28 protein-coding genes, 1 tRNA gene and 2 pseudogenes are annotated in these 26832 nt (G+C 66.3%); 23 read left to right on the top strand and 8 right to left on the bottom strand.

All coding sequences use genetic code 11. The features are described 5' to 3' along the window. Positions 1-19: 19 nt before the first annotated feature. Positions 20-478: an acyl-CoA thioesterase gene (locus tag ACFEMD_RS17710; protein WP_394742594.1), complete on the bottom strand. Its 459-nt coding sequence runs from the start codon at positions 476-478 to the stop codon at positions 20-22. 116 nt (positions 479-594) lie between these two features. Between ACFEMD_RS17710 and ACFEMD_RS17705 the strand changes: the two genes are divergently transcribed. Genes ACFEMD_RS17705 through purM form a run of 3 tightly spaced genes read left to right on the top strand, consistent with a single transcriptional unit; the run spans position 595 to position 4046 of the window. Next, positions 595-2364: a TraB/GumN family protein gene (locus tag ACFEMD_RS17705; RefSeq protein WP_394742592.1), complete on the top strand. Its 1770-nt coding sequence runs from the start codon at positions 595-597 to the stop codon at positions 2362-2364. Continuing rightward, positions 2361-2996, top strand: coding sequence for a zinc metalloprotease (locus tag ACFEMD_RS17700; RefSeq protein WP_394742591.1), 636 nt, complete (start codon positions 2361-2363; stop codon positions 2994-2996). Before ACFEMD_RS17705 ends, ACFEMD_RS17700 begins: the two co-directional genes overlap by 4 nt. Positions 2997-3053: 57 nt before the next feature. Beyond that, positions 3054-4046 carry a phosphoribosylformylglycinamidine cyclo-ligase gene (gene purM / locus ACFEMD_RS17695; RefSeq protein WP_394742590.1) on the top strand — a complete coding sequence of 331 codons (993 nt, stop codon included), beginning with the start codon at positions 3054-3056 and terminating at the stop codon, positions 4044-4046. A 14-nt stretch (positions 4047-4060) separates the two neighbouring features. On the opposite strand, the gene ACFEMD_RS17690 is transcribed toward purM, so the two are convergent. After that, positions 4061-4597 carry a macro domain-containing protein gene (locus ACFEMD_RS17690; RefSeq protein ID WP_394742589.1) on the bottom strand — a complete coding sequence of 179 codons (537 nt, stop codon included), beginning with the start codon at positions 4595-4597 and terminating at the stop codon, positions 4061-4063. A 129-nt stretch (positions 4598-4726) separates the two neighbouring features. On the opposite strand from ACFEMD_RS17690, the gene ACFEMD_RS17685 reads away from it, so the two are divergent. Further along, the gene (locus ACFEMD_RS17685; protein WP_005555452.1) at positions 4727-4894 is read left to right on the top strand and encodes a hypothetical protein; all 168 of its coding nucleotides are present in this window, start codon (positions 4727-4729) and stop codon (positions 4892-4894) included. A 106-nt stretch (positions 4895-5000) separates the two neighbouring features. On the opposite strand, the gene dpsA is transcribed toward ACFEMD_RS17685, so the two are convergent. Continuing rightward, the gene (gene dpsA / locus ACFEMD_RS17680) at positions 5001-5546 is read right to left on the bottom strand and encodes a DNA starvation/stationary phase protection protein DpsA (protein WP_005555455.1); all 546 of its coding nucleotides are present in this window, start codon (positions 5544-5546) and stop codon (positions 5001-5003) included. 210 nt (positions 5547-5756) lie between these two features. Between dpsA and ACFEMD_RS17675 the strand changes: the two genes are divergently transcribed. The 11 genes from ACFEMD_RS17675 to ACFEMD_RS17625 all read left to right on the top strand — a co-directional run bounded on the left by ACFEMD_RS17675 (position 5757) and on the right by ACFEMD_RS17625 (position 16447). Continuing rightward, positions 5757-6875 carry a YihY/virulence factor BrkB family protein gene (locus ACFEMD_RS17675; protein WP_394742587.1) on the top strand — a complete coding sequence of 373 codons (1119 nt, stop codon included), beginning with the start codon at positions 5757-5759 and terminating at the stop codon, positions 6873-6875. Positions 6876-6923: 48 nt separating this feature from the next. Beyond that, on the top strand, positions 6924-7334 hold the full coding sequence (locus ACFEMD_RS17670) for a hypothetical protein (RefSeq protein WP_394742586.1): 411 nt from the start codon (positions 6924-6926) through the stop codon (positions 7332-7334). Between the two features lie 49 nt (positions 7335-7383). Then, the gene (locus ACFEMD_RS17665; protein ID WP_394742585.1) at positions 7384-7860 is read left to right on the top strand and encodes a YbaK/EbsC family protein; all 477 of its coding nucleotides are present in this window, start codon (positions 7384-7386) and stop codon (positions 7858-7860) included. A 146-nt stretch (positions 7861-8006) separates the two neighbouring features. Then, positions 8007-8501: a hypothetical protein gene (locus ACFEMD_RS17660; protein WP_394742583.1), complete on the top strand. Its 495-nt coding sequence runs from the start codon at positions 8007-8009 to the stop codon at positions 8499-8501. A 254-nt stretch (positions 8502-8755) separates the two neighbouring features. Then, a complete protein-coding gene (locus ACFEMD_RS17655) occupies positions 8756-9427 on the top strand; it encodes a hypothetical protein (RefSeq protein WP_394742582.1) in 672 nt (223 codons plus the stop codon). 193 nt (positions 9428-9620) lie between these two features. After that, on the top strand, positions 9621-11000 hold the full coding sequence (locus ACFEMD_RS17650) for a metal ABC transporter solute-binding protein, Zn/Mn family (RefSeq protein ID WP_394742581.1): 1380 nt from the start codon (positions 9621-9623) through the stop codon (positions 10998-11000). A gap of 56 nt (positions 11001-11056) precedes the next feature. Beyond that, the gene (locus ACFEMD_RS17645) at positions 11057-11797 is read left to right on the top strand and encodes a metal ABC transporter ATP-binding protein (RefSeq protein ID WP_394742579.1); all 741 of its coding nucleotides are present in this window, start codon (positions 11057-11059) and stop codon (positions 11795-11797) included. Further along, positions 11797-12813 carry a metal ABC transporter permease gene (locus ACFEMD_RS17640; protein ID WP_394742578.1) on the top strand — a complete coding sequence of 339 codons (1017 nt, stop codon included), beginning with the start codon at positions 11797-11799 and terminating at the stop codon, positions 12811-12813. Before ACFEMD_RS17645 ends, ACFEMD_RS17640 begins: the two co-directional genes overlap by 1 nt. A 60-nt stretch (positions 12814-12873) precedes the next feature. After that, complete coding sequence (locus tag ACFEMD_RS17635) at positions 12874-14970, top strand: acetate--CoA ligase family protein (protein ID WP_394742576.1); 2097 nt, start codon at positions 12874-12876, stop codon at positions 14968-14970. Beyond that, entirely contained in the window at positions 14967-16082 is a 1116-nt protein-coding gene (locus ACFEMD_RS17630) for a phosphotransacetylase family protein (protein WP_394742575.1), read from the top strand. The genes ACFEMD_RS17635 and ACFEMD_RS17630 overlap by 4 nt, the downstream gene beginning before the upstream one ends. Positions 16083-16150: 68 nt before the next feature. After that, positions 16151-16447 carry a PRC-barrel domain-containing protein gene (locus tag ACFEMD_RS17625; protein ID WP_005555479.1) on the top strand — a complete coding sequence of 99 codons (297 nt, stop codon included), beginning with the start codon at positions 16151-16153 and terminating at the stop codon, positions 16445-16447. On the opposite strand, the gene ACFEMD_RS17620 is transcribed toward ACFEMD_RS17625, so the two are convergent. Then, the gene (locus ACFEMD_RS17620) at positions 16448-17899 is read right to left on the bottom strand and encodes a DHH family phosphoesterase (RefSeq protein WP_394742574.1); all 1452 of its coding nucleotides are present in this window, start codon (positions 17897-17899) and stop codon (positions 16448-16450) included. Positions 17900-18046: 147 nt separating this feature from the next. Here ACFEMD_RS17620 and ACFEMD_RS17615 point away from each other — a divergent pair. The 8 genes and pseudogenes from ACFEMD_RS17615 to ACFEMD_RS17585 all read left to right on the top strand — a co-directional run bounded on the left by ACFEMD_RS17615 (position 18047) and on the right by ACFEMD_RS17585 (position 23574). Then, positions 18047-18120: transfer RNA gene (locus ACFEMD_RS17615), tRNA-Lys, on the top strand. A gap of 296 nt (positions 18121-18416) precedes the next feature. Further along, on the top strand, positions 18417-19079 hold the full coding sequence (locus ACFEMD_RS17610; RefSeq protein WP_394742573.1) for a helix-turn-helix domain-containing protein: 663 nt from the start codon (positions 18417-18419) through the stop codon (positions 19077-19079). 74 nt (positions 19080-19153) lie between these two features. After that, a pseudogene (locus ACFEMD_RS22080) lies at positions 19154-19402 on the top strand (DUF7344 domain-containing protein); the annotation flags it as partial. Positions 19403-19693: 291 nt separating this feature from the next. After that, positions 19694-20386: pseudogene (locus tag ACFEMD_RS17605) on the top strand (sensor histidine kinase); the annotation flags it as partial. 119 nt (positions 20387-20505) lie between these two features. Further along, the gene (gene mobB / locus ACFEMD_RS17600) at positions 20506-21030 is read left to right on the top strand and encodes a molybdopterin-guanine dinucleotide biosynthesis protein B (protein WP_394742572.1); all 525 of its coding nucleotides are present in this window, start codon (positions 20506-20508) and stop codon (positions 21028-21030) included. Positions 21031-21258: 228 nt separating this feature from the next. After that, positions 21259-21927 carry a helix-turn-helix domain-containing protein gene (locus tag ACFEMD_RS17595; protein WP_394742571.1) on the top strand — a complete coding sequence of 223 codons (669 nt, stop codon included), beginning with the start codon at positions 21259-21261 and terminating at the stop codon, positions 21925-21927. A 133-nt stretch (positions 21928-22060) separates the two neighbouring features. Next, entirely contained in the window at positions 22061-22828 is a 768-nt protein-coding gene (locus tag ACFEMD_RS17590; RefSeq protein WP_394742570.1) for an enoyl-CoA hydratase/isomerase family protein, read from the top strand. Positions 22829-22923: 95 nt separating this feature from the next. After that, complete coding sequence (locus ACFEMD_RS17585) at positions 22924-23574, top strand: PRC-barrel domain containing protein (RefSeq protein ID WP_394742569.1); 651 nt, start codon at positions 22924-22926, stop codon at positions 23572-23574. 126 nt (positions 23575-23700) lie between these two features. Here the strand turns inward: ACFEMD_RS17585 and ACFEMD_RS17580 are convergent, their stop codons facing one another. The 4 genes from ACFEMD_RS17580 to pyrB all read right to left on the bottom strand — a co-directional run bounded on the left by ACFEMD_RS17580 (position 23701) and on the right by pyrB (position 26802). Beyond that, complete coding sequence (locus ACFEMD_RS17580) at positions 23701-24183, bottom strand: universal stress protein (RefSeq protein ID WP_394742568.1); 483 nt, start codon at positions 24181-24183, stop codon at positions 23701-23703. A gap of 66 nt (positions 24184-24249) precedes the next feature. Further along, complete coding sequence (locus ACFEMD_RS17575) at positions 24250-25086, bottom strand: hypothetical protein (RefSeq protein ID WP_394742567.1); 837 nt, start codon at positions 25084-25086, stop codon at positions 24250-24252. A 308-nt stretch (positions 25087-25394) separates the two neighbouring features. Then, a complete protein-coding gene (gene pyrI, locus ACFEMD_RS17570) occupies positions 25395-25874 on the bottom strand; it encodes an aspartate carbamoyltransferase regulatory subunit (protein ID WP_394742566.1) in 480 nt (159 codons plus the stop codon). Continuing rightward, the gene (pyrB, locus tag ACFEMD_RS17565; RefSeq protein ID WP_394742565.1) at positions 25867-26802 is read right to left on the bottom strand and encodes an aspartate carbamoyltransferase; all 936 of its coding nucleotides are present in this window, start codon (positions 26800-26802) and stop codon (positions 25867-25869) included. Before pyrB ends, pyrI begins: the two co-directional genes overlap by 8 nt. Positions 26803-26832: the final 30 nt, after the last annotated feature.

Raw genomic sequence — 26832 nt, 5'->3', positions numbered from 1 at the left:
CGGTTGGCGCAGTAGCGGTTTAGCTCTTGTCGCTATTTCCGTCGGTTTCTCCGTCGAGAGCGTCCCGCCGGAGCCGTTCTCCCGTCTCGCTGTCGACGGTTAGCTCCGGGACGGTCGTCGGTCGGTTCTCGTCGTCGATCGCGACGTAGACGAAGTACGATTCGGTGGTCTTCTCGCGCTCGCGGGTTCGGAGATCCTCGCGCTCGGTGACCAGACGAACCTTCACGCTCGAGGTCCCGGCATCGTATACGTAGGCGGTGATGTAGGCCGTGTCGCCGACGGGGATCGGGCGCTCGAAGTCCATCCGGTCGACCCGGGCGGTGACGCAGGTCTCGCCGGAAAAGCGCATCGCCGACATCGCGCCGACCTCGTCCATCCACTTCATCACGTTCCCCCCGTGAGCGACCTCGAGCATGTTCGCGTGGTTGGGCTGGACCATCTCGCGGTTCTCGATCAGCGTCTCTAGCAGGTCGGTCATCGACAGGAGTTTCCCGCCTCGGAAGTTAGGGCTGCCGGGAGCGCGTCGTCGGCTGTGAACAGATCTCATTCGGGCCTTCGATACTGGTAAAAGTCGGCGACGAGTTGGCACTCCTAATGAGTGATGCAGGCGACGCCGACGTTCCGGAGCCCCCTACCCCGGATGAGGGGCGGGGCTCCGTCGACGTCCTCGGGACCGCCCACGTCTCGAAGGCGAGCGTCGACGAGGTCCACGAGACCGTCGACGAGCGGGAGCCGGACGTCGTTGCCGTCGAACTGGACGAGAACCGATACCGCCAGATGCAGGGCGGCGCCCCGGACGATATCGAGGCGAAGGATCTGCTCTCGGGTAACACCGTCTTTCAGTTTCTGGCTTACTGGATGCTCTCGTACGTCCAGTCGCGGCTCGGCAGCCGGTTCGACATCGAGCCCGGCGCGGACATGCGGGCCGCGATCGAGGCCGCCGAGCGAAACGGCAGCGGCGTCGCGCTGGTCGATCGGGACATCCAGATCACGATCCAGCGGTTCTGGACGCGGCTGTCGTTCGCCGAGAAGCTCAAGATGGTCGGCGGGCTCGCGCTCGGCGTCACCGACCCGCGGACGATCGGGCTCACCTTCGGCGCGGCGCTCGGCGCGTTCTTCGGGCTCGTCTTCGGCGCCTTTCTCGCACCGGCGTTCGGCCTCGGCGACCTGCTCGCCCTGGGGATCACCGATCCCGCGACCCTGCAGTACGTCGGCGCGGGCGGAGTCGGGATCGTCGGCGGACTGCTCGTCGGGCTGATCTTCCTGCCTTCCCTCGAGTCGGCCGGTCGCTCCGCCGGCGGACTCGTCAGCGGCTTCTCGCTGCGCTTGCTCGCGGGAGCCGTCCTCGGGGTCGTCGGCTGTCTCGCGCTGGTCGCGACCGGAACCGGGATCGGCCCGCTCTCCCCGGGGAGCTTCGAGAACTGGGGCGGCTACGCCGTTCGCGGCGGCGTCGGCGCGGTTGCGGGACTCGGGATCGGCGTCTCCCTCGGCGCCGTCGTCGGCTTCGTCCTCGACGGGCTCGCCGAAGACACCGAGGAGTTAGACGAGATCGACATCGAGGAGATGACCGACGGCGACGTCGTCGCCGCGATGATGGAGGAGTTCCGCCGGTTCAGCCCCCGCGGGGCCGAGGCCCTGATCGACGAACGCGACGCCTACATCGCCCACAAGCTCCACGGACTCCGCGAGCAGGGGTACCACGTCGTCGCCGTCGTGGGCGCGGGCCACAAGGCCGGTATCGAGCGCTACCTCGAGAATCCACAGGAACTGCCGCCGATGGAGTCGCTGACCGGCACCGCGTCGGGGCGGCGGTTCTCGCCGGTGAAGATCGTCGGCTACCTGGTGATGTTCGCCTTCGTCGGCTTCTTCTTCCTGCTGATCATGGCGGGGGTCCAGAACACGTTCCTCCTGCAGCTGTTCCTGGCGTGGTTCGCGTTCAACGGGATCTTCGCGTTCGCGCTGGCCCGGCTGGCCGGCGCCCGCTGGATCAGCGCCGGCGTCGGGGGGTCGGTCGCCTGGCTCACGAGCATCAACCCGCTGCTGGCGCCGGGCTGGTTCGCCGGCTACGTCGAGCTCAAGTACCGCCCGGTCAACGTCCGGGACGTCCAGCAGCTCAACGAGATCATCGGCGACGCCGACCGCCCGATGGGCGAGGCGATCGAGGAGATGTTCGACGTCCCGCTGTTCCGGCTGATCATGATCGTCGCGCTGACGAACATCGGAAGCATGATCGCCACGTTCCTCTTTTTCATCGTCGTCATCCCGTGGCTCGCACCCGAGATCGGCGGCGTCGACGCGCTGATGAGCGAGCTGATTCGGGGCGCCGAGAACAGCCTCGAGCTCATCCGCGGGGTGGTGGCGTGAGTTACTCGAGTCGAACGTCGGAGCTGACGTTCAGCGACAAGGAGCTGTTCGACCTCGCCGTGGCGTGGGTCGCCCTGAGCGTCGCGTTCGCGCTGTTGCTGGCGCCGATCCACCGCTTCGACATCGAACTCGGTTGGTTCCTCACGATGATCGGGCTGAGCTTCGTCACCGTCGGCGTCGCCTTCCTGCTCCACGAGCTCGCCCACAAGGTCGTCGCGATCGAACACGGCCAGACCGCGGAGTTTCGCGCCGACTACCAGATGCTATTTTTAGCGATCATGAGTGCCCTGATCGGCTTCCTCTTCGCCGCGCCGGGTGCGGTCTACCACCGGGGCCGGATCACGGTCCGGGAGAACGGCCTGATCGCGCTCGCGGGACCGGTGACCAACCACCTGCTCGCGCTGCTGTTCCTCCCGCTGATGCTGTTTCCAGGCATTATCGGACTCGTCGGCCATCTCGGCGTGTTGATCAACCTCTTCCTGGCCGCGTTCAACATGATCCCGTTCGGTCCGCTCGACGGGAAGTCGGTCCTCGAGTGGAACAAACCGATCTTCGGGGCCGTCTTCGGGCTGAGCCTGTTGCTGTTGGCGGGCTTTTACGTCGTCTTCGGCTTTCCGGCGCTGTTCGGATGAGGTCGTTCCCTTCCGGGGACCGGTGATCTTTTGCTCGCCCCACGCAGTCGTTGAGCCATGACGGACCACGACGAGGACGGGAGCGAGGGGGACGAACTCACCTACGCCGACACCGGCGTCGATATCGAGGCCAGCGAGGATGCGACGGCGGCCTTGCTCGAGGCGTTCGGCAGCGACCTGACGACCGAGTACGCCGGTCTGCTCGACATCGGCGATCGGTACCTCGCGCTGGCGACCGACGGCGTCGGCACCAAGCTGCTCGTCGCCGAGGCGATCGAGGACTTCTCGACGATCGGAATCGACTGCATCGCGATGAACGTCAACGATCTGGTCGCGGCGGGGGTCGAGCCCGTCGCCTTCGTCGACTACCTCGCGATCGACGAGCCCGACGACGACCTCACGAACGAGATCGGCGAGGGGCTCGCGGTGGGCCTCGAGGAGGCTGACCTCACGCTGCTCGGCGGCGAAACGGCCGTGATGCCCGAGGTCGTCACGGGCTTTGACCTCGCGGGGACCTGCGCCGGCCTCACCGGGAAAGACGAGATCCTCGAGGGCGAAGCGGCGGTCGGCGACGCGCTCGTCGGCTTCCCCTCGAACGGGATCCACTCGAACGGGCTGACGCTGGCTCGGGAGGCCGTCACCCGCGACCACGAGTACGCGGATTCGTTCCCGCTGAACCCCGAGGTGTCGATCGGCGAGGAGCTGCTGCGACCGACCCGGATCTACACCGACCTGCTCGAGCCGATGCGCGACCACGACGTCCGCGCGGCGGCCCACGTCACCGGCGGCGGCTGGACCAACCTCTCGCGGATGGGCGAGCGCCGGTACGTGATCGACGATCCGCTGCCGGCTCAGCCGATCTTCGAGTTCGTTCAGGAGGAGGGCGACGTCTCCGACGAGGAGATGCACCGCACGTTCAACATGGGGACGGGGTTCGTCGTCGCGCTCCCGGCGGATCGAACCGAGTCGCTGGTGGCCGAAACCGACGGGCAGGTTATCGGCCGCGTCGGGGAGGGCAACGCGGTCGAGATCCGCGACCTGACGCTGTGATTACGGCGTCGTGACTACCGATCGGCCTCGCTCTCGTCTTGCTGCGATTCGGCCGCCTCCACGGTCGCCGCCCGGATCGCGTCGTACTCCTCGTCGCTGTAGCCGATGAGTCGAACGTCCTCGAGCGACCCGGGATCGTAGCCGTCGATCTCCTCGCCGATGATCCCGACGCCGTCCTCGAGGTCGAACCCGGCGACGCCGCAGCCGAGCGCCGGCAGCACGAGCGACCGACAGCCCAGCTCGTCGGCCGTCTCGAGGGCGTTGCGGGTCGCGTCGCGGATGCTCTCTTCGCTCGCCCGTCCTTCACCGTAGTGGGGCATCGCCGCGGCGTGAACGACGTACTCGGCGTCAAGGTCGTAGGCGTCGGTCGCGACCGCCTCCCCGAGATCGATTGGCCCTTTCTCGGTGGCCGCCTCGTTGAGTTCCTCGCCGGCCCCGCGCCGGAGCGCGCCGGCGACGCCCGAGCCCATCTCGAGGCTCGTGCCGGCGGCGTTGACGAGCGCGTCGGCGGACTGTTCGGCGATGTCACCCTGAACGACGTCGAACTCCATACGCGCGATTACGACGGTATCAGGCTTGAAAGTACGCCCGACCGGGAGAACGCGTCTCGAGATGTTGTCGTTCCCACGGTCTTAGGCCGACCAAAACCTTTTATATTTAGGTCTACCTAATCCCTCGTAATGGACGTACCCGCCCGCAGGGAGGAGACGGACACCGAGGAACCGACCGAAGAGCCGGCCGCAGTCGTTTCCAGTCACGAACCCCGCCCAGGCAAGCTCGTAATCACCGAACGCGACAACAAAGAGGGCTGGATCGCGACCGACTGCGCCGTCGACCTCGAACCGTAACGGCCCCGGCACTCTCGTCGCTCGAGCTGTCGAGAGCGGGCTCTCTCCTTCTGACGGGCGCAAAAAACGCGAGTGCGAGTACCGTCGCCGTACCGTCGGTCGACCGTTACTTCGTCGCCTCTTCGAGGACGAGCGTGTCGTCCTCGAGGTAGTGCTCGAAGTGGTGGCCGTCGTCCTCCAGGGTCACGAGAATCTCGCGGAGGATCTCGGCGGTCGCGTAGTCGCCGAGGTTCTCGGCGAGTTCGATGCTGTCGCGCATCGACTCGATGATGTCGCCGTACATCTCGAGGTCGTTCTGGAACATCGTTCGGACGTCGTAGACGTCCTCCCCTTCGAACTCGACAGTCGCGCGGGCCTCCTGGTTCGACGGACCGGAGACGGGAACGCCGCCCAGCGCCTGGGCGCGCTCGGCGATGACGTCGGCGCCCTCCTCGACGTGTTCGTAGGCCTCCTCGAGGAACTTGTGAAGCGGGAGGAACTCCGCACCCTCGACGACCCAGTGGTGTTTCTTGAGCTGGTGGTACAGTACGTACGCGTTCGCCAGCTCCGTGTTCAGCGCCTCGACGACCTGCTCGGCCTTCTCCTGGTCGAGCCGAAGCTCGTTCTCCTCGACGACGTCTGCCTGCTGACGGACGGTCTTCTGGGTGCTCATCGTACTACACGATACAGGCGCCTCGTTCTTAAACCTTCCCCATGCAAAAATATTTTTTGCGAATCTGGAAAGATAACTTCTCAGTTCCCCCTCCATACGGAGGGTCCGGCGGAGCAAATCGAGTCGGCGAGGGTGCTTCGACCCCTACGTCCACCGCGGGCGGTCAGTGCAAGCGGGTGATCTTTCACCCCTCGAGCGAATTCGTACCGTATGTCCAGCGACACCCAGGGTGCCGTCCCGTTCGCGAAATCGGTCGTGGCGGGAATCCAGGAGAAGAACGTTCCGTTCATGGCTGCGAGCATCGCATACCACGCGTTCATCTCGTTGATTCCGCTGCTCGTCCTCCTGTTCTTTCTCGTCTCGTTGCTCGGCGACGAACAGCTTGCGGCCGACGTCGCCGCGACGACCGAGGGAGTCCTCCCCGAGAGCGGCCAGATCATGCTCGAGGACGCCCTCACGGAGTCACCGGCGACGGCAGGGGCGTCGATCATCGGGCTCGTCACGCTCGTCTGGGGGTCGTTGAAAATCTTCCGCGGGCTCGACACCGCGTTCTCCGAGATCTACGGGACGACCGCGGAGAGCTCCCTGCTCGGCGAGGTTCGTGACGGAATCATCGTCCTCGGCGCGATCACCCTGGCGCTGGTGGCCGCGTCGGCGGCGACGATCGCCTTCGCGATCCTGCCGGACGTGCCGTTTCTCGGCCTGATAAACCCGCTCCTGTTGATCGTGGGGCTCTCGATCGCGTTCATGCCGATGTACTACTTCTTCCCCAAGATGGAGGTTACCGTCCGCGAGATCCTCCCCGGGGTCGCCGTCGCCGCGGTCGGCTGGGCCGCGCTCCAGTCGCTGTTCCAGGTGTACGTCTCGCTGGCGGCCGACTCCGAGTCGGGGGGAGCGATCGGCGCCATCCTGCTGTTGCTCACCTGGCTGTACTTCGGCGGCATGATCCTGCTCGTGGGCGCCGTCGTCAACGCGACCCGATCGAACGAGGTCACCCTCGCCGAAGACGACGACGAGGTCACCGTCCAGAAACGGAAGTTCGACCGGAGCCGACGCACTAATGAGCGGCTCCGAGCGGAACTCGAGGAGCTCCGTCGCGAACGAAACAAGCTTCGCCAGGACCTCGAGGCCCACCGGAGCCGACGGTACGACCTCGAGGACCGCGTCGACGACCTCGAGCACCGGACCCGAACCCTCGAGGACGAGAACGAGCGGCTCCGGGCGGACCTCGAGGTGCGCGAGGAGCCCAAGTGGAAGCAGGCGGTTCGGGAGGCGGCGTCCCGGATCGAGACGATCAACGTCGGAACGGTTCGCGAGCGACGACGGTAGCACGCGAAAGTCGTGAGAGCTTAGTGGGAGCCCGTGGCAGTGACGGTCGTGTCTCACCCCGTCCGGGCGACCCGACGCCGGATCCAGCGCGAGTGGGGAGCCGTCGTCGAAGGCGTCGACGACTGTGCGGATCTGGTCGCCGAACCCTGGGATACCTCCCGGACGACAAACGCCGAGCGGGTCGTCGTTCCGCTGCGAGCCGCCCTCGAGTCAGCCGGGCTGCTCGAGCAGCTGTCGGCCCTGCTGGTCGACGCCGTCGACGCGGCCGGCTGCGAACTCGGAGCGAGCCCGGTTCCCGCCCCGCCCTATGTCACCGTCACCAGTCGGGGACCGATCCTCCGGGCGACGATCGATCCCGGACGCCTCGTGATCCGGTTCGACGCGTTCGAGGTCGTCCGCGACCCGGGTCCCGCCTACCGACGGCTCGACGGCGTCCGCCTCGACGTCTCGCTCGAGTAGCAGGTTTCCGTCCGACGACTTTTTGGCGTGCGTCTCGGTGGTGTAGCGCATGCATCCGCGCGCAGCGACGTTCGCCGAACGGGCTCGCGAGGCCTACGAGTTCGAGCCCGATGTCGAGGAGTTTCCGGAAGGGACGAAGACTGCGGAGGACGCGGCCGACGCCGTCGGCTGTGACGTCGGCCAGATCGCCAGCTCGCTGGCTTTCGACGTCGACGGCTCGCTGGTCGTCTGCGTCACCAGCGGCGCGAACCGTGTCGCCGAGTCGGCCCTCGGCGCCGCCTTCGACGCGTCGGCCGAGGACGTCGAGATGGCCGACCCCGATCGGATCAGGGAAACCCTCGGCTGGTCGATCGGCGGCGTTCCGCCCTTTTGTCACGACCGGGAGGTTCCCGTCGTGATCGACGAAACGCTGCTCGAGTTCGACACCGTCTGGGCGGCAGCGGGGACGCCGACGGCGGTCTTCCCGATCGATCCCGACCGACTGCGCCGGTACGCCGACGCCGAGCCGGCCGCCGTCGCCGACTGAGCCGTCGATCGGTCGACTCCGGCGGCTTTCGAACCTACCGCGCCCAAAAGCATTTTATTCTGTGTAGTTCAGAAATCTAGTAATGTATCTAGATTCGTCGTTCGCTGATCGTCCTCTCGATCGCCCGCTTCGGGACGCCTCGAGCGATGGCGACTGAACGGACCCGGCGAGCGGTGCTCGCGACGTCCGGCTCCCTCGCGACGCTCGGCCTCGCCGGCTGTTTCGGCGACGACGACGAGGAGTCCGAAGAGTACGTGACCGTCGAGGCGTTCGCCCTCACGGATCCCGAAACGGGGGAGTCGCTCACAACGGTCGACGGGGACGGGTGGGAGGTCGGGCCGCTCCACGTTCCGCTCGAGGGACGACTCTTGGTCGGCGCTCAGGTCGAGGACGCCGAGGGCGAGCTGCCACTCGGCGAGGACGGGAGCTACCACGTCGGTGCCGTCGCCGTCGAGGAGGGTGACGAGACCGTCGCGATCGAACCCGGCGGCGACCAGGTCGGTCTGGTCGGTCGGTCGGCGGGGACCACCGAGATCGCCGTCGAGCTCTGGGACGGCGATCGGTTCGGGTGGGACTCCCCTCCGCTCGAGGTCGAGGTCGTCGACGATTTCGATGGACCCGTGGACCACACCGGCGACTAGCGGTTCGACTCGTCGGCGCCGTCTCCCTCTCGAGACGGACCGGGGAGCGCTCCGTCGTCGTCCCGGTCGGTATCCGTGTACGAGCGCACTCCGCGCGCTACGGAACTGCGAGGAGAAATCCCCGCGCTTCAGGGCGGGGAGGATGTCAAGTCATTTGCTACGCGCTACCAGTATCATTCGGTCGTCGCCGCAGCGATTAATAATATCGTCAGGTTCATTATCAACTACTCTCACTTTACGAGTGGTATCTAACAATGACGATCGATCGCACCAGCCCGACCCGTCGAAAGCTGCTCGCTGCGTCCGGTTCCCTCGCGGTACTCGGTCTCGCCGGCTGTGTCGGCGACGACGACGAGGACGACGGAGCAGGCGCTGATGACGGCGACGACGATCAGGACGATCACGACGACGATCATGATGACGACGATCACCACATGGAGGTCGAGGAGTTCGAGCTGCTCGACCACGAGTCCGGCGAGCAGCTCGCGTACGTCCACGACGACCACTGGGATCACGGCCCGCTGTACGTCCCGCTCGAGGACGCCGTCGCCGTCGAGGCCCACGTCGAGGACGCCGACGGCGAAGAGATCGCCTTCGGCGAGGACGAGGAGTACCAGCTCGAGGCCGAGATCGTCGAGGGCGCCGAGGAGAACGTCGAGATCGAGTCCCACGGTGACCACGTCGAGCTAACCGGCGAGGAGGAGGGGATCACCGAGCTCGTCTTCCAGATCTGGCACGACGACCACTCCGACTGGGATTCGCCGGAGCTCGAGGTCGAGGTCGTCGAGGAGTTCGATGCCGACGAGAACCACGCCGACGACGACCACCACGACGACGATCCCGACCACGACCACGACGACCACGCCGACGACGACCACGCCGACGACGACCACCACGACGACGATCATCACGACGACGACCACTAGCGACTCGGCTCCGCCCTCCCGTACCCGTAACCGACTTTCGTGTCTCCCCGTTCCGCCCGCCGACGGTCCCCCTCTTGTCCGCCGCGCTCGAGACCCTCGTTCGTTGTTATCACACAGCCGATCGCTGCAACGGGTTATTAACTAACTACGACCACATAATAACACTTTTATCCACCCGCTCGTATCTCCCTGTATGACACGGTCACGCCGCGCAGTGTTGCGCTCGAGCGCCGGTGCGCTCTCCCTCGGCGTTCTCGCGGGCTGTCTGAGCGAGCCCGACGGCGAGGGCGGAGACGCGGACGAGGGGTACGCCGCCTTCTTTGCACTCGCCGACTGGACGGAACACGTCGTCGGCGACGAGCTGCCGATCGAGAACCCGATCGAAACCGGAGAGATGGGCCACGGCTGGGAGCCGCCGGTCGACCTCCAGCGCGAGATCGCGGAGTCGGCGTTTTTCGTCTACCTCGATACGCCCGAGTTCGCCTGGGCCCAGGACACCGCGGCCGACCTCGAGTCCGAGGACGTCGCACTGATCGACGCCCTCGAGGCCGTCGAGAGCCAGCTGATCCCGATGGACCGCGAGACCGACGACGATCGAGACCCCGTCGAGGAGTACGACGACGATCCGGACGCCGTCGAGGTCGCGGAGTTCGAACTCTACGACGGGCGCACCGGCGAAGAGGTCGCCTACTGGCACGACAACCACTGGCACGGTGGCGTTCCCGACGTCCCGCTCGACGGACGGATCGCGATCGAGACCGTCTTCGAGGACGCGGAGGGACGCGTCCTCCCGCTGGGTGAGGACAAACCGTTCGCGCTCGAGGCCACGGTTCCCGACGGCGCCGATGCCGACGCGATCGAGATCGAATCGCAGGGCGATCGCGTCGAATTCCACGGCCTCGAGGAGGGTCGAACGATGGTCGTCTTCGAACTCGTCGCCGACGACGAAGTCGTCTGGGACACGAGCGCGGACAACCTCTCGGTCGCGGTCGCCGAGGACGACGACGAGGAAGCGACGGAGTTCGCCGACCCCCACGTCTGGGTCGACCCCGTCCTCGCCCAGGAGATGGTCGAGACGATCGCCGCCGAGCTGGGCGAGATCGATCCGGACAACGCCGACACCTACGAGGAGAACGCCGCCGACTACACCGATCGGATGGACGACGTCCACCGGGAGCTCGAGGAGGTCGCCGAGAACGCGAGCCGGGACGTCGCGGTTCTGGCGGGCCACGACTCGTTCGGCTATCTCGAGGAGCGTTACGACTTCGAGATCCAAACCCCCGTCGGCGTCTCGCCCGACGCCGTCGAATCGAGCGAGGACGTCTCCGAGCTGATCGAGGCGATCGAGGACGAGGACATCGATACGGTCCTCTACGATCCCTTTGAGAGCACCGACGGCGACGTTCCGCAGATGGTCGAGGTGCTGCTCGACGAGACCGACGCGACGGACGCCGAACCGATCACGCCCGCGGAGGGAACGACCGAGGAGTGGAACGAACAGGGGTACGGCTGGATCGAGCAGCTAGAGGAAATCACCGTACCGTCGCTCGCGAAAGCACTCGGCGCCGAGTAGAACGCCGAAATGGAAGACATAAGCATATCCGCGTTCGATACGCGAGTGAGAGTTCCGTGAGTTCGATCGTCGACATGGAGCACGTGACGTTTTCCTACGGCGAGACCGTCGCCATCAGAGACGTCTCGCTGACGATCGAGGCGGGCGACTTCCTCGGACTGGTCGGCCCGAACGGCTCGGGGAAGACCACCCTATTGCACCTAATGCTCGGCCTGCACAGCCCCGACAGCGGACGGATCGAGCTCTTCGGCCAGCCCGTCGACGAGTTCGACCAGGGCGGACGCATCGGCTACGTCTCCCAGAAGGCCACCAGCCGGGGCGGAACGATGCCCGTCACCGTCCGCGAGGCGGTGACAATGGGGCGGTTCGCCCACGCCGGCCACTCGCGGCTAACCGACGACGACCGCGAAATCGTCGACGACGCCCTCGAGACGGTCGGCATCACCGATCTCTCGGACCGACGGATCAACGAGCTCTCGGGCGGCCAACGCCAGCGCGCCTACATCGCGCGGGCGCTGGCCTCCGAGGCCGACCTCCTGGCACTGGACGAACCCACCGTCGGGGTCGACGCCGAGTCCCGTGACGCGTTCTACAAGCTGCTGGACTCGCTCAACGACGCCGGAATCACGATCGTCCTGATCGAACACGACATCGGTGTCGTCACCGATCGCGCGGATCGGGTCGCCTGCATCAACACGGAGCTGTTCCACCACGGGGATACGGAATCGTTCGTCGAAAGCGACGCCTTGGAGCAGGCGTACGGATCGACCGGACAGGTCGTCCACCACCACCACTGATGGAGCGGACAACCAGACGCCACCTCGAGCGGGTCGGAATCGCCCTCACGGGGGCGTTCGCGGTCGTAATGATGGTGTTTCTGGCCCTCGAGTGGCTCCAGGAATACCCCTACGCGGGGACGCTGTACGACCAGTACACGGTCGCCGGGATGTGGCTCGACTACTACCTCGGGACGAGCGTCTTCGGCTACTCGTTTATGCTGCGGTCGATCGCGACGGGCGTGCTCGTCGGGATCGCCGCCCCGCTGGTCGGCACCTACCTCGTCCACCGAGAGATGGCCCTGATCGGGGAGACGCTCGCCCACACCGCGTTCGCGGGGGTCGCCATCGGACTGCTCTTTAGCGCGACGACCGACTGGGACGGCTCCCTGCTCGCCTCAGCGCTCGTCGTCGCCGTGATCGGCGCCCTGCTCGTCCAGTTTCTGTCCGAACGGACGAACACCTACGGCGACGTGCCGATCGCGATCATGCTCACCGGCAGCTTCGCCGTCGGGACGCTGATCATCAGCTACGGCCGCGGCGGCTTCTCGGGGGTGAGCATCGAGGATTACCTGTTCGGGAGCGCGGCCGTCATCCCCGCCGAGGGCGCGCGGCTGGTCGCGATCCTCACGATCGCCGTCGTCGGCGTCGTCGCGCTCACCTACAAGCAGCTGCTCTTCATTACGTTCGACGAGCAGGCCGCCCGCGTCGCTCGACTCAACGTCACCTGGTACAACACGCTGCTTATCGTCATGACCGCCGTCGTCGTCGTCGGCGCCATGCAGATCATGGGGGTGATCCTCGTCGCCGCGATGCTCGTCATCCCGGTCGCGGCCGCCTCCCAGGTCGCTCACGGCTTTCGCGAGACGCTCTCGCTGTCGATCCTGTTCGGCCAGCTGTCGGTGCTCGGCGGCTTTGGCTTCGCGATCTCGCAGGGGCTGCCCCCCGGCGGCTCGATCGTCGTCGTCGCGATCGCGATCTACGGGCTGGCGATCCTCGCTTCGAGCCGGGCCGGCAGCGCGATCTCGATGCATTAGGTTCCCGGACTGCGGGAGCACGCTACACGTTTAACCCGCTGCCCGGCGAACACTCGAGCGATGGGACGGTTATCCGACCTCTTTGCACCCGAGACCGTCGCCGTGGTCGGCGCCACCGATCGCGAGGGCGCCGTCGGTCGGGCGATCCTCGAGAACCTGCGAGACGAGTTCGCAGGCGAGGTGATCCCGATCAACCCCAACCGCGACGAGGTCCTCGGGCTCGAGTGTTACCGCGACGTACAGGCCGCGCCGCCGATCGACTTGGCGGTGGTCGTCGTTCCGCCGACGGTCGTGATCGACGCCATCGAGGACGTCGCCGAGGCGGGCACCGACGACGTCGTCGTCATCACCGCCGGCTTCTCGGAGACCGGGGGCGAGGGCGCCGAGCGCGAACGGCGCCTCCGCGAACTCGCCGCGAAGCACGATCTCAACGTCGTCGGTCCGAACAGCCTCGGCGTGATGTCGACCCCGAACGGGATGAACGCGACCTTCGGCCCCGAGAACGCCCTCGAGGGCTCGATCTCCTTTATGAGCCAGTCGGGGGCGTTCATCACGGCCGTGCTCGACTGGGCCAACGAGCAGGGGATCGGCTTCCAGGACGTCGTCTCGCTCGGCAACAAGACTGTGCTCGACGAGACCGACTTCGTCCGCGAGTGGGGCAAGGACCCTGACACGGACGTCATCATCGGCTATCTCGAGGACATCGACGACGGACAGGAGTTCGTCCGGGCGGCCCGCGAGGTGACCGACGACACCCCGATCGTGCTCGTCAAGTCCGGCCGCACTGACGCCGGCGCGCAGGCCGCCTCCTCGCATACGGGGGCGATCGCCGGCAGCGAGCGCGCCTACGAGGCCGGCCTCGAGCAGGCGGGCGTCGTGCGGGCGACGTCGGTCCAGCAGCTGTTCGACTACGCCCGGGCGCTGTCGGGGCTGCCCGTACCCGAAACTGACGGCGTCGCCGTCGTCACCAACGCCGGCGGCCCCGGCGTGCTCACGACCGACGCTGTCGGGGACTCCTCGCTCCGGATGGCCGACTTCACCGACGAGACGATCGGCGCGCTCGCCGAGGCGATGCCCGACGAGGCCAACGTCTACAACCCGATCGACGCCATCGGCGACGCCGACATCGAGCGCTTCCGCGAGGCGCTGGACATCGCGCTCGAGGATCCGAACGTCGGGAGTGCGGTCGTCGTCAGCGCGCCGACCGCCGTATTGCAGTACGACAAGCTCGCCGAGGTCGTCATCGAGAAACGCGAGGAGTACGGCACGCCGGTCGTCACCTGCCTGATGGGCGGTGACCGCGCACGGGCCGCCGAGGAGGTGCTCCGGGAGTTCGGCATCCCGAACTACTTCGATCCCTCCCGCGCGGTTGCGGGACTCGACGCGCTCGCGCGCCACCGGGACATCAGTGACCGGGTGATCGACGAGCCGACCGAGTTCGACGTCGACCGCGACCGGGCCCGAGAGATCCTGGAGCGGGCCCGCGACCGCGACGACAACCGCCTCGGCGTCGAGTCGATGGATCTACTCGAAGCCTACGGCATCCCGACGCCGGAGGGGGAGATCGTCGACGACCCCGACCGGGCCCGGGACGTCGCCGAATCGATCGAGGGCGACGTCGTGATGAAGATCGTCAGCCCCGACATCTCCCACAAGAGCGACATCGGCGGCGTCAAGGTCGGAGTCAGCGACGAGGACGTCTACGACGCCTACGAGGACGTCGTCGCGCGGGCGCGCAACTACCAGCCCGACGCGACGATTCTCGGGGTGCAGGTCCAGGAGTTGCTCGATCTCGAGGAGTCGACCGAAACGATCGTCGGCATGAACCGCGACCCGCAGTTCGGCCCCCTGCTGCTGTTCGGCCTGGGGGGAATCTTCGTCGAGATCCTGGAGGACACCTCGGTCCGGGTCGCCCCGATCGGCGACGGTCAGGCCCGGGAGATGGTCGACGAGATTCGGGCGGCGCCGCTGTTGCGCGGCGCCCGCGGGCGCGAGCCGGCCGACGTCGACGGCGTCGTCGAGACGATCCAGCGGCTCTCCCAGCTCGTGACAGAGTTCCCGTCGATCCTCGAACTCGACGTGAACCCGCTCGTGGCCGGCCCCGATGGCGTACAGGCGATCGACCTCCGACTCACCGTCGACACCGACGAACTATGACTGACACCGACACCGACACCGACACGGACAGCGAACCGACCGCCGACAGCTCACAGCAACCGATCCTCGTCGCCTCGCTCGAGGAGAGCACCGGGAAGACGGCGATCGCGCTGGCGCTCGCCAGCCTCGCCCGCGAGCGCGGCGAGAGCGTCGGCTACATGAAACCCAAAGGCACCCGCCTGCAGAGCAACGTCGGGAAAACCTTGGACGAGGATCCGATGCTCGCCAAGGAGCTGCTCGAGCTCGAGGCCGGGATCCACGACCTCGAACCCGTGGTCTACTCGCCGACGTTCGTCGAGCAGGCGGTCCGCGGCCGCGAACAGCCCGCGGAGATCCGCGAGCGCGTCCGGGAGGCGTTCGACGCGCTCGCGGCCGACCACGACCGGATGATCCTCGAGGGCGGCGGCAGCTACGATGTGGGCGAGATCGTCGAACTCGCCGACGCCGACCTCGCGGAGCTGCTCGACGCCCGAGTGTTGCTGGTCGCATCCTACGAGGTCCCCGGCGACGCCGACGACGTGCTCGCGGCGGCCCGGACGTTCGGCGACCGACTGGCGGGCGTCGTCTTCAACGACGTTTCCGACGCGGCCTACGACGGGCTCGAGACCGACGTCGTCCCCTTCCTCGAGGGCCGGGGAATCGACGTTCACGGCGTGATCCCGCGCGAGCGGACGCTCGCGGGCGTCACCGTCGCCGAGCTGGCGAACGAACTCGGCGCGTCGACGCTCGTCGACGCGGGCGACGACGCCTACGTCGAGCGCTTTACCGTCGGGGCGATGGGCGCCGACAGCGCCTTGCGACACTTCCGCCGGACGAAAGACGCCGCGGTCATCACCGGCGGCGACCGCGCCGAGATCCACACGGCCGCCCTCGAGGCGCCCGGCGTCCGCTGTCTCATCCTCACGGGCGGGCACCGCCCTTCGGGCGCGATCGTCGGTCAGGCGACCGAGAAGGGGATGCCGATCCTCTCGGTCCAGACGGACACCCTGACGACGGTCGAACGAGCCGAGGACGTCGTCAGGAGCGGGCGCACCCGCGACGCCGGGACGGTCGAGCGGATGGCGGAACTGCTGGCCGATCACGCGACCGTCGACGAACTCCTCGAGGAGTAAGGCCCCCGATCGGCGCCACTCAACTCGTCTGACCAAGAGTTAAGAGTCACCCCTGCATGCCACCTACCATGGACGACACGCACCAGGAGGTCACCTCGCTCGTCGGCCGCGAGGTGTACTCGAACAACGGCGTTTTCGTCGGCGAGGTCGAGGATCTCCAACTCAACATCAGCGAGGAGACGATCGAAGGACTCGCGCTCGGCCAGCTGAACGAGGAGCTGTTCCCGGAGGAGTCTCGCGCCAGAAAGGGCGTCATCGTTCCCTACCGATGGGTCCGGTCGGTCGGCGACGTCATCCTGATCAACGACGTCGTCGAGCGCGTCCGCGACCCCGACGACGAGGAAGAGGACGAGATCGTCGCCTGATCAGTTTCCGTTCGATCCTTCGCTCCCGTCGACGCCCATCGCGTCGAACAGCGTCCGCTTGACGGCCTCCTCCGTGAGCTGAAGCAGGGTGTCTCGAGTGCCCTCCGAAATCTCGATCCCGGTGAAGATGCCCAGCGGGATCTCCGCGCTGGCCTGCGTGGAGTGGCCCGCGGTCTCGCCCATCTCGCCGTAGGCGTCGTCGAGGACCTTTCCGATGTTGATGCGGATGTCCTTCGAGCGACCCGCGAGGAAGATCGTCTCGTCGGCGATGCCGAAGACGGCGGTCGTCGTCACGCCCTCGAGATCGAGCAGGTGGCCCGCGGCCTGGGTCAGCGCCTCGCGGTCCCGGACGAAGCCGGCGTTCGAGACGAGGTGGCTCCCCTGGACGTCCCGGTTAGTGATCGCCTCGGCGAGGACGTCCAGCGTCTCGGGGGACATCGACGGCGATTCGACCTGCTCTAAGGTGTCGTGGTTCGCGAAGGGATAGAGATAGGCGGCAGCGGTGAGGTCGGCGGGGGTCGTGTCGCGTTTGAAATCCAGGGTCTCCGCGCGGATCCCGTACAGCAAGGCAGTAGCGACCTCCTCGGAGACGTTCATATCGAACTCCTGGATGTACTTCGTCATGATCGTCGACGTCGAGGACATGTTCGGGCGGATGTCGACGAACTCGGGGTCGTAGGTCTCCTCGCCCTCGTGGTGGTCGATGACGATGTCGATATCGAGGTTCATCTCGGAGGAGGTCGCGTGATCGACCAGCGCGACCGTGTCGTACACTCCGGTGTCGTCGATCTCGTCCCACTGGACCAGATCGATCCCCAGCAGGTTGACGAACGCCCTGTTCTCCTGGTGGCCGACGTCGCCGAGATAGACGATGTCGGCCTCGACCTCGAGGTGGTCGGCGATCGCCTGCAGGGCGGCGGCGCTGGCGATCGAGTCCGGATCCGGGCTGTCCTGCGTGAGTATCGCCATCCGCGAGTCGGTCTCCTCGACCAGCCGGGCGAGTTTCCCCGCGTTGTACTCGAGTTCGCCCGACTCGAGCGCCCGCAGGGCGGACTCGGCGATCACCGACGAGGGATTGATGACGATATCGGCACCGAGCTCGGAGAGCTCGTCGCCCGAGACGGGGTCGCTCGCGCGTGCGACGAGGAACTGACTCTCGTCGTTTTTCGTGCGAATGTGCTCGACGGCGGCCTTGTTCGCTTCGACGTCGGAGGCGAGAATCAGGACGACGTCTCGCTCGGCGACGAGGTCGGCGGCCTCGGGTTCGCGGATGTCGGCGGTGCGGGCATCCAGATCCTGGTCGCGCAGGGATTCGACACGGCTCTCGTCGCGATCGATGATCACGACGTCTTTCCCCTGCTCGACGAGTTCTTCGGCGACGGCGTAGCCGACGCTCCCGCAGCCGAGAATCGCATAGTCCGAGATCGACGAGATAGTAACCCCCGTGCTCATGTGAGAGTGTGGTCGAACCGACCGTACTTAACGGTCCCGAAGATTGGAACGTCGGCGCACGCTCGAGGAGAAGTCGTTTGGAGACGCCTGACACGGCGCCTCCCAAGGGAAACGTATATTTATCCAGGTCCGAAAATCGGAGGTACAGGGCCGGTAGCTCAGTCCGGCAGAGCGTCTGACTCTTAATCAGACGGTCGCGTGTTCAAATCGCGCCCGGCCCGCTTTTGCGACGAACAACTTCGTGAGGAGCAAAGCGGCCCCGCTATTTGAAGTAGACGAGTCGCAGCCCGCGCAACGAAGTGAGCAGGAACGTCTCGGCGTAGTTCACAATCGCGCCCGGCCCGCTACCCTCAAGCAAACTCGCACGTGGCTCCGAAATTCGAACGAAGCCGGAATCACACGGTGCAACGAGCAGCTCCGGTCGGACTTTTCGACCGCGTCCGGCCCGCCTTCCTCGAGAACCACCCCCTCGAGCGCTCCGCAAGAGCGATATCGGTTCCGGCGGAGTAACGGACGAATGAGTCTCATCGCGGAGTTCACCGTCCCGTCCTCGGAGTTCGTCTTCGGCGACGTCTTCACCGAGGCGCCGGACACCACCATCGAACTCGAGCGCATCGTCCCGGCGACGGGGTCGATGATGCCGTACTTCTGGGTTCGGTGTGACGACCCGAAGGAGGTCGAACGGGCGATCCGAAGGCATCCGGCGGTCCACGATCTGACGCGGCTGGATTCGGTCGACGACTACGCGCTCTACCGGGCGACCTGGGACGGCGACGTCCACGACCTGCTGTACGGGATCGGCGAGGCCGACGGGGTGATCCTCGAGGCCTACAGCACCGACAGCTGGTTCTTTCGGCTGCGGTTTCCGAACCACGACGCGCTCGCGGGCTTTTACAACTTCTGTACGGATCACGAGATCTCGGTTCACCTCGAACGAGTGTACTCGCTGTCCGAACACGTCAACTCGGGGCGACAGCTGGGGCTGACGCCCGAACAGCGCACGGCGCTCGTGCTCGCGCTCAATCGGGGGTACTTCGACACGCCGAGCGAGGCCTCCCTGTCGGAGCTCGGCGCCGAACTCGGCATCACCCAGCAGGCGATGTCCAAACGGATCCGGGGTGGGACCAAGCAGGTCCTCACGACGGTGTTGCTCGATTCGGTCGATCGGGCCCCGAGATAGCCTCCCGGTTATAGTTCCGTTGTTCGGACTACCCCTCGTACTATTTCGGTTTGTGCCGGACGCGTTCGTACGGAATGAGTGGTACCCACCCCGCCGATGTCGGCGTCGAACCGCCCGTCTCCCACCCTCGCCGACGGATACTCCGACTCCTTCGCTCGAGGGACGAGCCGCTATCCGTGACCGATCTCGCAACGCGTCTCGCCACGAAGGACCCGTCGCAGGAACTCGAGGACGGGACGTGCGAGCGGATGCGAGTCGCCCTCGTTCACGTTCACCTCCCGAAGCTGGCGGATTCCGGGCTCGTCGACTGGGATCGCGAGCGTCGGGTGGTCCGGGCGGCTGACGGTCGAGAGTGTGACGACGATACCGGACACGACACGGATCGAGACCACGGGCAGTCCTGCGACGAGCGTCGGCTCGGGGCGTGGCTGTGCTGTCCGAACTGCGGCCGCCGCGACGTGACTCGCGTTCGCGCCGGAGCCGACCTCGAACTCGAGTGTCACGACTGCGGACGCGGTGAGACGCTCTCGCTCGAGCGACGGCCCGAGGGACAGTTCGGCGATTCCGAGCCGAACCCGTCCACGGGTGGCGACAAGAACGCTCGCGAGCGGGCGCTCGAGGCGTCGAACAAGCGCTTAGAGCAGTTCGCCTACGCCGCCAGTCACGACCTCCAGGAGCCGCTGCGGATGGTCTCGGGGTACCTGCAGCTGATCGAGGGGCGCTACGGGGGCGAACTCGACGCCGACGGCGAGGAGTTTCTGGCGTACGCGGTCGACGGCGCCGATCGGATGCGCGAGATGATCGACGGCCTGCTCGCGTACTCGAGGATCGAGACGCAGGGAACCGCGTTCGAACCGGTCGCGCTCGAGGCGGTGCTCGAGGACGTGCGCAAGGATCTGGAGGTCCGAATCGAGGAGACCGACGCGGACGTGACGATCGGATCGCTGCCCCGCGTCGAGGGCGACGAGACGCAGCTGCGCCAGCTCTTTCAGAACCTCCTCTCGAACGCCCTCGAGTACAGCGGCGACGACCGACCGATCGTTCGGGTCGAGGCCGACCGCGACGGCTCCGAGTGGCTCGTCGCCGTCCGCGACGAGGGAATCGGGATCGAACCGACGAACCAGGAGCCGATCTTCGACGTCTTCGAGCGGCTTCACGGCTACCACGAACGGCGGGGGACGGGCATCGGGCTCGCGATCTGCGAACGGATCGCCGAGCGCCACGGCGGCGAGATTCGGGTCGACTCCGAGCCCGGCGAGGGATCGGCGTTCGTACTGACGCTGCCGGCACCCGGGTGTCGCCCGTGATCGTCTCCTCGACCGAACCACGATCGAGAGGATCGAACCCGAACGGCTATTGTCGAACGGTGACCACGTCCGCGCGTGAACGCTGTAGCCCACGAACGACTCCCACCGAGGAGACGGCTATGAGAGTCGTCTCTCTCACGGGACCGAGCGACTCGGGGAAGACGACGCTCGTCGAGAAGCTCGTTCCACGACTGGCCGAGGGAGGTCGAGTCGCGACCGTCAAGTCGATCCACCACGATATCGAGATCGACACCGCGGGTGCCGACACCCACCGCCATCGAACCGCGGGCGCCGAGACGGTCGTCGGCGTGACGCCCGAGCTCACCTTCGATATCACCGCTCGAGGGAAACGCGACCCGCCCGACGAACCCGGCGAGGAGTTCTTCCGGACGGACGACCCCGAACTCCGGGCGCTCTCGAGTACCCTCGGCCGACTCGAGCGCCGCGGCTACGACATCGTCGTCGTCGAGGGGTTCTCGGCGGCGCCGCTGCCGACGATCCTCGTCGGCGATCGGGATCCCGAAGCGGTCGGCGGTGAGGTTGTCGGTAGGGGAAGCGAGGATCTCGCCGATCTCGTCGAGACGATACTGGGACTCGAACCCCTCGCGACGCGTGTGGAGTCCTCGGACGCGGACGAGTCCTGATTCGCCGAGTCGTCGATGCCGAAGATGGTACTGTAACACGTCCCAACGACGCTGTTGGCTTTCGCGGACCGCCATGCTCGCAGCCATCGTCGACCGGCTTCGTTCGTTCTGTCCTGCAATGTATAGACAAGCCAGACTGTTATTTTTAATTGATTTTCAATTCTACAGATGCTGATAAATTTGGAAGTGCGGTTATTGTGTTTCCTCCTGTATTCGTGAGTGAGAACAATGACATCCATTGCGGACCTCGAGATTCCGGGCGACGGAACCGGACTGGCCGAGCTGTTCGACGCCGTCCCATCGCTCACCTGCGAGATGGAGCAGGTCATCGCCTCGAGCGGTCACGGACTGTGGCTGTCCGGCCCGTCGAAGGCGGAGATCGAAGCCGCGATGGCGGACGCCGCGGCGATCGAGAACTACTCGCTGATCAGCAGCGACGACGACCGCTGGCTGTACGACATCGAGTTCGACCCTGAAACGGTCGACCCCCTGGAGCTCGTCCTCGAGGAGGACGGCACCGTCCTCAGCGCGTCGGCCTCGGGCGGCTCCTGGCTCCTGAGCGTCCGCGTCCTCGAGCGCGAGGACGTGAGCTCGCTGTACGACCGCCTCGTCGACAACGACGTGACGCCGACGATCGTCCGCCTGTTCGACGTCGCCGACGAGAGCCACTCCCAGTGTGGCCTCACCCAGCGCCAGTACGAGACGCTGGTCGCGGCGATCGACCACGGCTACTTCGAGATCCCCCGCGAGGTCTCGATGCAGGAGCTCTCCGAGGAGCTCGGCATCTCCCACCAGGCGCTCTCCGAGCGCCTGCGCCGGGCCTACCGAGCGCTGGTCACCTCCGAACTCAACGTCGCCGAGGAGGAGGCGACCGCCCCGCCGGTCCCGTCCGACTGACGACAGCACCGTCCCCGGCCCGCTCTCGAGTTCTGCTCCTCGCGTTTTGCCGTAACGGCCGCGCAACTGACCACGCCGCGTACGAACCGACCACACCGCGTACTGTTATTAGCCGTCCGCGACGTGTTGGCGTATGCACGTCGATACCGACGACGGCGTCCTCGAGATCAGGTTCGATCGACCCGGCGTCCTCAACGCGATGAGTCAGGCGGTCGCCACGGAACTGGCCGAAACGATCGAGCGGGCAGATCCCGACGACCACCACGCGATCGTCATCTCAGGAGAGGGCGACGCGTTCAGCGCCGGCGGGGACATCGAGGCGATGGCCGAACCGCCCAGCCCACCTCGTGAGTCCTACGAGGAGGTCACCGAGACGTTCGGCCGAGTCGTCGAGGCGATGCTCGAGTCGCCGGTGCCGATCGTCGCGAAGGTAAACGGCGACGCCATCGGGGCGGGGCTGGCCGTCGTCGCCCTCTCGGATATCGCCTACGCCAGCGCGGACGCCACCTTCTCCTGTGCGTTCGTCAGGGTCGGGCTCATCCCCGACACCGGCGGCACGTTCATGCTCCCCCACATCGTCGGCCTGCGGGCCGCCAAGAAGCTCGCGTTCACCGGGGAGTTCTTCGACGCCGAGCGGGCGGCCGACCTCGAGCTGGTCAACGAGGCCGTTCCCGCGGACGAGCTCGACGACCGAGTCCGAGAGACGGTCGAGCGACTCGGGCGCCGGCCGACCGACGTAATCGGGATGACCAAGCAGGCGCTCCACGAGAACATGGCCCGCCACTGGCGGGAGGCCGCCGACTACGAGAACACGCTGCAGGTCCAGGCCCGGGGCTCGGACTCCCACGAGGAGGGCGTCGCGGCCTTCCTCGAGGGGCGTGAACCGGAGTTCGACGAGTAGTTGACGGACGTCCGATTTCGCCCGCGAGAACACTCGAGTCGCAAGCCACCGCAAGCAACACCATTGTACGGTTCTTCGTCGTGTTTCAAATCGCAATGTCCCCAGAGTTTACCGACGACGACATCGGAAAGACAGTGATCAACGCCGACGGCGAGGAGGTCGGTCTCGTCGCCGACGTCGAACACGGCACCGCGCACGTAGAACCGGATCCCGGAATCACGGACACGATCAAGGCGAAACTCGGCTGGGGTGACTCCGACGGGGACGCCTACCCCCTGCAGGAGCCCGCAGTCGCCGAGGTAACCGACGACGAGATTCACCTCGAGCGCGACCTCGACTCCAGTCCCGGAGCGGACACCGGCGCAGCCGGTGCCGGGACGACGGCGGGTGCCGAATCGGCGACCGGCGCCACCGACACGGCGGATCGAGGCGACGACGATGACCTGATCGGCGACGACGACGACGAGTTCGTCGACGACGATGACGACGACCTCATCGGTGACGACGACGATGATGACCTCATCGGTGACGACGATGACGACGACCTCATCGGTGACGACGACGATGATGACCTCATCGGTGACGACGATGACGACGACCTCATCGGCGACGACGACGATGATGACCTCATCGGTGACGACGATGACGACGACCTCATCGGTGACGACGACGATGATGACCTCATCGGCGACGACGATGACGACGACCTCATCGGCGACGACGATGATCGTCGCGACACGCGATAACGTCGCAGCTACGATCCTCGTCCGAGCGAAGCACGCCTTCCCGATCTATCGCCGTTCGGATGACCGATCAGTACCACAGGGGACGTTTCGAACTCGAGAACCGCGTTCCGAGGACGGAGGGCCGTCTCACGTCTCGAGACGGTGTCGAACCGTCAACACCGGAACGTCCGAGAGCCGAACGACTTTCTCGGTGACACTACCGACCAGATACCGGTCCAACCCCGTTCGACCGTGCGTTCCCATCACGATCAGGTCGACGTCGTGGTTCTCCGCGTAGGAGAGAATGCCGTCGTGGGGGCGGCCGTGGACGACCGTGCCGACGGTCCGTTCGTGGCCCCGCTCGCGAAGTCGCTCGACGAGGTTCTCGACGGTCGCCGATCCGGTTCGCTCGGCCTGCTCGAGCGCGGGTCCGGTTTCGACGTTCGCGGCGACCCTCGTCGTGTCGACGACGGTGAGGACGCGGAGCTCCGCGTCGTAGCGCTCGGCGAGGTCGAGCGCGGCCTCGAGCGCCCGCTCCGGAGGGTCGCCGACGTCGGTCGGAAACAGCACGCGCTCGTACACGAACTTGGGTTCGACCCCGAGGACCAAAAGCTGTGTGTCAGCTGTCACCACTGTGCGACGGTGGAACCGAACGTCGGTTACCGACGCCGGGCGGCACTCCGCACTCGATCCCCTTCAGGCGCCGTCGGGATCCCCGTGGGTGACGCCGTCGCGCTCGTCCGCGCTGCGGCGGCGCAGCGCGGCCCGGGCGTTCGACGCCTGGTAGCCGAAGAAGACGTTCGTCCCGTAGGCTTCCGCGACCTCCGTCGCGTGGATCAGGTTGTCGACGTCGACGTCGACGGCGTACAGCTCGATGCTAAACGGCGTCTCGAGCGCGCTCTCGAACCCCTTGGCGATCGTCTCGAGCCAGTAGGTCGTCTCGTAGGCGGTATCGTACAGGGGGACGACGAACTCGTCGACGTACTCTTCGAGGGCCTCGAGGTCGATCCCGGCGCGCTCGTAGAGATGGCCGGGGTACGGATCGGGATACAGCGTCATGTAGACTCGGCCGGGGATGTGCTCGACGGCCTCCGCGACGAACTCGGTGATGACGCTGGCGCGCCACTCGAGGCGATCGTCGTACTCGCTCTGCTGAAAGTTCTGTTCGCAGACGCCACAGCGACAGTACTCCTCCCGGGGAAAGCCGATATCGTCCAACCGCACGTCCTCGTTGGCCGCGGCGCAGTCGTCGATGATCTCGAACAATCCCTCGCGGTAGTCCTCGCGGGAGGGACAGACGTACGCCCAGTCGAAGTACTTGCGATCCCGCGTGGCGGGCCGACCCAGGTCGTCGACCGGGACCAGCGACGGGTCGGCGTCGGCCGCGGCGTTGTCGCCGAAACAGGAGACCATGTTCACCGCGTCTTCGATCGGTTCGGCGGACCTGCCGGTGACGTCTTTGACCTCGTAGAAGCCGCGGTCGAACTCCGGCCACCGTACCTCCTCCTCGTTTCGGGTGACGACGCCGTGCATACGAACGGTGTACGGCTACGGGGCCGTAAGCCGTTCGGATCGACTACCGCTCCGGTTCGTACTCGTACTCGACGTCCGAGGAGCCGCCGAAGGCGACCTTCCAGACGAGCGCGACGACGAACGTGACGATCAGGATGGTGCGTACGCGGGACATGTTCGTCCGAAGGGTCGAACGGTGCTTACTTATCGATTTCGGGCACGTTCCGCCCGAGGACGTCGAACGTCCCGTACGGGCCGCTGTAGGTCGTTACCGACGCACTCGAGACCCGTCCGGCGTGTGGGCCGATAAACGGTTACAGCACTCCGTCTCAGTGTTCGATCAGCGACGCGATCCCCTCCCGGACGATCGTCCCGCAGTACGAACACCGAACCCCGTCGTCGACGACCTCGAACCGCGAGTCGACGGGTTCCTCGCCGGTCGAGATACAGCCGTCGTTCGGACAGGAGAGGACCCCCACGACGACGTCGGGGCGCTCGACGCGGTGTTTCTCGACGACGTCGTACTCCCGGACGATGTTGATCGTCGCGTCGGGCGCGATCAGCGAGAGCACGTCGACCTCGTCCTGGCTCAGCTCCCGTCCCTCGACCTTGACGATGTCCTTGCGAGCGAGCCGATCGGAGGGGACGTTCATTCCGACCGAGATCTCCTCGCCCTGGCTGCCGTCGATGCCGAGGATCGCGAGGACGTTCAGCGCCTGTCCGCCGTTGATGTGGTCGATGACGGTTCCGTTGTGAATCTTGCTGACTCGCAGTTCGTGCTCGCTGCGGTCGTCACCACCGTTACTCATCGCTCACACCTCCCTCGCTCAGCAGGAGATCGAGCAGCGCCATCCGAACCGGGACCCCGTTGTGGGCCTGCTCGAAGTAGGCCGCGTACTCCGTGTCGTCGACCTCGGGCGCGATCTCGTCGACCCGCGGAAGCGGGTGCATCACCGTCAGGTCGTCGCTCGCGGCCTCGAGCGTCTCCCTGTCGATCTGATACTCGCCCGCAACCTTCCGGTACTCCGATTCGTCGGGGAACCGCTCGCGCTGGATCCGGGTCACGTAGAGGACGTCCAGGTCGCCGAGCACCGCCTCGAGGTGCTCGTGTTCGCGGATTCCCGTCCGGCCGCCCTGTTGCTGGTGGAGGTCGTAGACGACCTCCCGGGGAAGCTGCAGGCTCTCCGGACTGATGAAGTGCTGGCGGGTGTCGAAGTTCGACAGCGCGTAGGCCAGCGAGTGGACGGTTCGGCCGTACTTCAGATCACCCATGATTCCGATCGTGAGGTCGTCGAGGCCGGCGTTCTCCCGGATCGTGTACAGATCGAGTAGGGTCTGTGTCGGGTGCTGTCCGGCCCCGTCGCCGGCGTTCAGCAACGGAACGTCGACGAACTCGCTGGCCATCGTCGCGGCGCCCTCCTTGGGGTGGCGCAGGACGAGCGCGTCTGTGTAGCCTTCGATCACTCGAACGGTGTCGGCGAGGGTTTCGCCCTTCGTGACGCTCGAGGACTCGACCGAACCCATGTCGACGACGTCCCCGCCCAGACGTTTCATCGCCGTCTCGAAGCTCAGCTTCGTTCGCGTGCTCGGCTCGAAAAAGAGCAGGCCGAGCAACGCCCCGGCGTGGCGATCTGCGACGGCCGACGGATCGGCGGCGATCTCGGCCGCTCGGTCGAGAACGGTCTCGACGTCCGCCCGCGAGAGGTGTTTGCTCGTGATCACGTGGTCGTGGCGCATCTCGTTGGATACGGGGCCTGCAACCCCCTT

Source organism: Natronococcus roseus, from assembly GCF_043677095.1.
GTDB classification, from domain to species: domain Archaea; phylum Halobacteriota; class Halobacteria; order Halobacteriales; family Natrialbaceae; genus Natronococcus; species Natronococcus roseus.
The sequence above is the reverse complement of the archived record's forward strand: the minus strand, read 5'-3'. Positions and strand labels throughout refer to the sequence as shown.

What these genes read in the sequence shown, in the direction of transcription:
- ACFEMD_RS17595 (WP_394742571.1), top strand. Translation starts at nt 21,259, where the DNA reads ATGACATCCATTGCGGACCTCGAGATTCCGGGCGACGGAACCGGACTG.
- ACFEMD_RS17610 (WP_394742573.1), top strand. Translation starts at nt 18,417, where the DNA reads ATGAGTCTCATCGCGGAGTTCACCGTCCCGTCCTCGGAGTTCGTCTTC.
- ACFEMD_RS17710 (WP_394742594.1), bottom strand. Translation starts at nt 478, where the DNA reads ATGACCGACCTGCTAGAGACGCTGATCGAGAACCGCGAGATGGTCCAG.
- purM (WP_394742590.1), top strand. Translation starts at nt 3,054, where the DNA reads ATGACGGACCACGACGAGGACGGGAGCGAGGGGGACGAACTCACCTAC.
- dpsA (WP_005555455.1), bottom strand. Translation starts at nt 5,546, where the DNA reads ATGAGCACCCAGAAGACCGTCCGTCAGCAGGCAGACGTCGTCGAGGAG.
- ACFEMD_RS17575 (WP_394742567.1), bottom strand. Translation starts at nt 25,086, where the DNA reads ATGCACGGCGTCGTCACCCGAAACGAGGAGGAGGTACGGTGGCCGGAG.
- ACFEMD_RS17625 (WP_005555479.1), top strand. Translation starts at nt 16,151, where the DNA reads ATGGACGACACGCACCAGGAGGTCACCTCGCTCGTCGGCCGCGAGGTG.
- ACFEMD_RS17590 (WP_394742570.1), top strand. Translation starts at nt 22,061, where the DNA reads ATGCACGTCGATACCGACGACGGCGTCCTCGAGATCAGGTTCGATCGA.
- ACFEMD_RS17690 (WP_394742589.1), bottom strand. Translation starts at nt 4,597, where the DNA reads ATGGAGTTCGACGTCGTTCAGGGTGACATCGCCGAACAGTCCGCCGAC.
- ACFEMD_RS17635 (WP_394742576.1), top strand. Translation starts at nt 12,874, where the DNA reads ATGGGACGGTTATCCGACCTCTTTGCACCCGAGACCGTCGCCGTGGTC.
- ACFEMD_RS17685 (WP_005555452.1), top strand. Translation starts at nt 4,727, where the DNA reads ATGGACGTACCCGCCCGCAGGGAGGAGACGGACACCGAGGAACCGACC.
- ACFEMD_RS17640 (WP_394742578.1), top strand. Translation starts at nt 11,797, where the DNA reads ATGGAGCGGACAACCAGACGCCACCTCGAGCGGGTCGGAATCGCCCTC.
- ACFEMD_RS17675 (WP_394742587.1), top strand. Translation starts at nt 5,757, where the DNA reads ATGTCCAGCGACACCCAGGGTGCCGTCCCGTTCGCGAAATCGGTCGTG.
- ACFEMD_RS17665 (WP_394742585.1), top strand. Translation starts at nt 7,384, where the DNA reads ATGCATCCGCGCGCAGCGACGTTCGCCGAACGGGCTCGCGAGGCCTAC.
- ACFEMD_RS17660 (WP_394742583.1), top strand. Translation starts at nt 8,007, where the DNA reads ATGGCGACTGAACGGACCCGGCGAGCGGTGCTCGCGACGTCCGGCTCC.
- ACFEMD_RS17705 (WP_394742592.1), top strand. Translation starts at nt 595, where the DNA reads ATGAGTGATGCAGGCGACGCCGACGTTCCGGAGCCCCCTACCCCGGAT.
- ACFEMD_RS17620 (WP_394742574.1), bottom strand. Translation starts at nt 17,899, where the DNA reads ATGAGCACGGGGGTTACTATCTCGTCGATCTCGGACTATGCGATTCTC.
- pyrI (WP_394742566.1), bottom strand. Translation starts at nt 25,874, where the DNA reads ATGAGTAACGGTGGTGACGACCGCAGCGAGCACGAACTGCGAGTCAGC.
- ACFEMD_RS17585 (WP_394742569.1), top strand. Translation starts at nt 22,924, where the DNA reads ATGTCCCCAGAGTTTACCGACGACGACATCGGAAAGACAGTGATCAAC.
- ACFEMD_RS17630 (WP_394742575.1), top strand. Translation starts at nt 14,967, where the DNA reads ATGACTGACACCGACACCGACACCGACACGGACAGCGAACCGACCGCC.
- ACFEMD_RS17655 (WP_394742582.1), top strand. Translation starts at nt 8,756, where the DNA reads ATGACGATCGATCGCACCAGCCCGACCCGTCGAAAGCTGCTCGCTGCG.
- ACFEMD_RS17650 (WP_394742581.1), top strand. Translation starts at nt 9,621, where the DNA reads ATGACACGGTCACGCCGCGCAGTGTTGCGCTCGAGCGCCGGTGCGCTC.
- pyrB (WP_394742565.1), bottom strand. Translation starts at nt 26,802, where the DNA reads ATGCGCCACGACCACGTGATCACGAGCAAACACCTCTCGCGGGCGGAC.
- mobB (WP_394742572.1), top strand. Translation starts at nt 20,506, where the DNA reads ATGAGAGTCGTCTCTCTCACGGGACCGAGCGACTCGGGGAAGACGACG.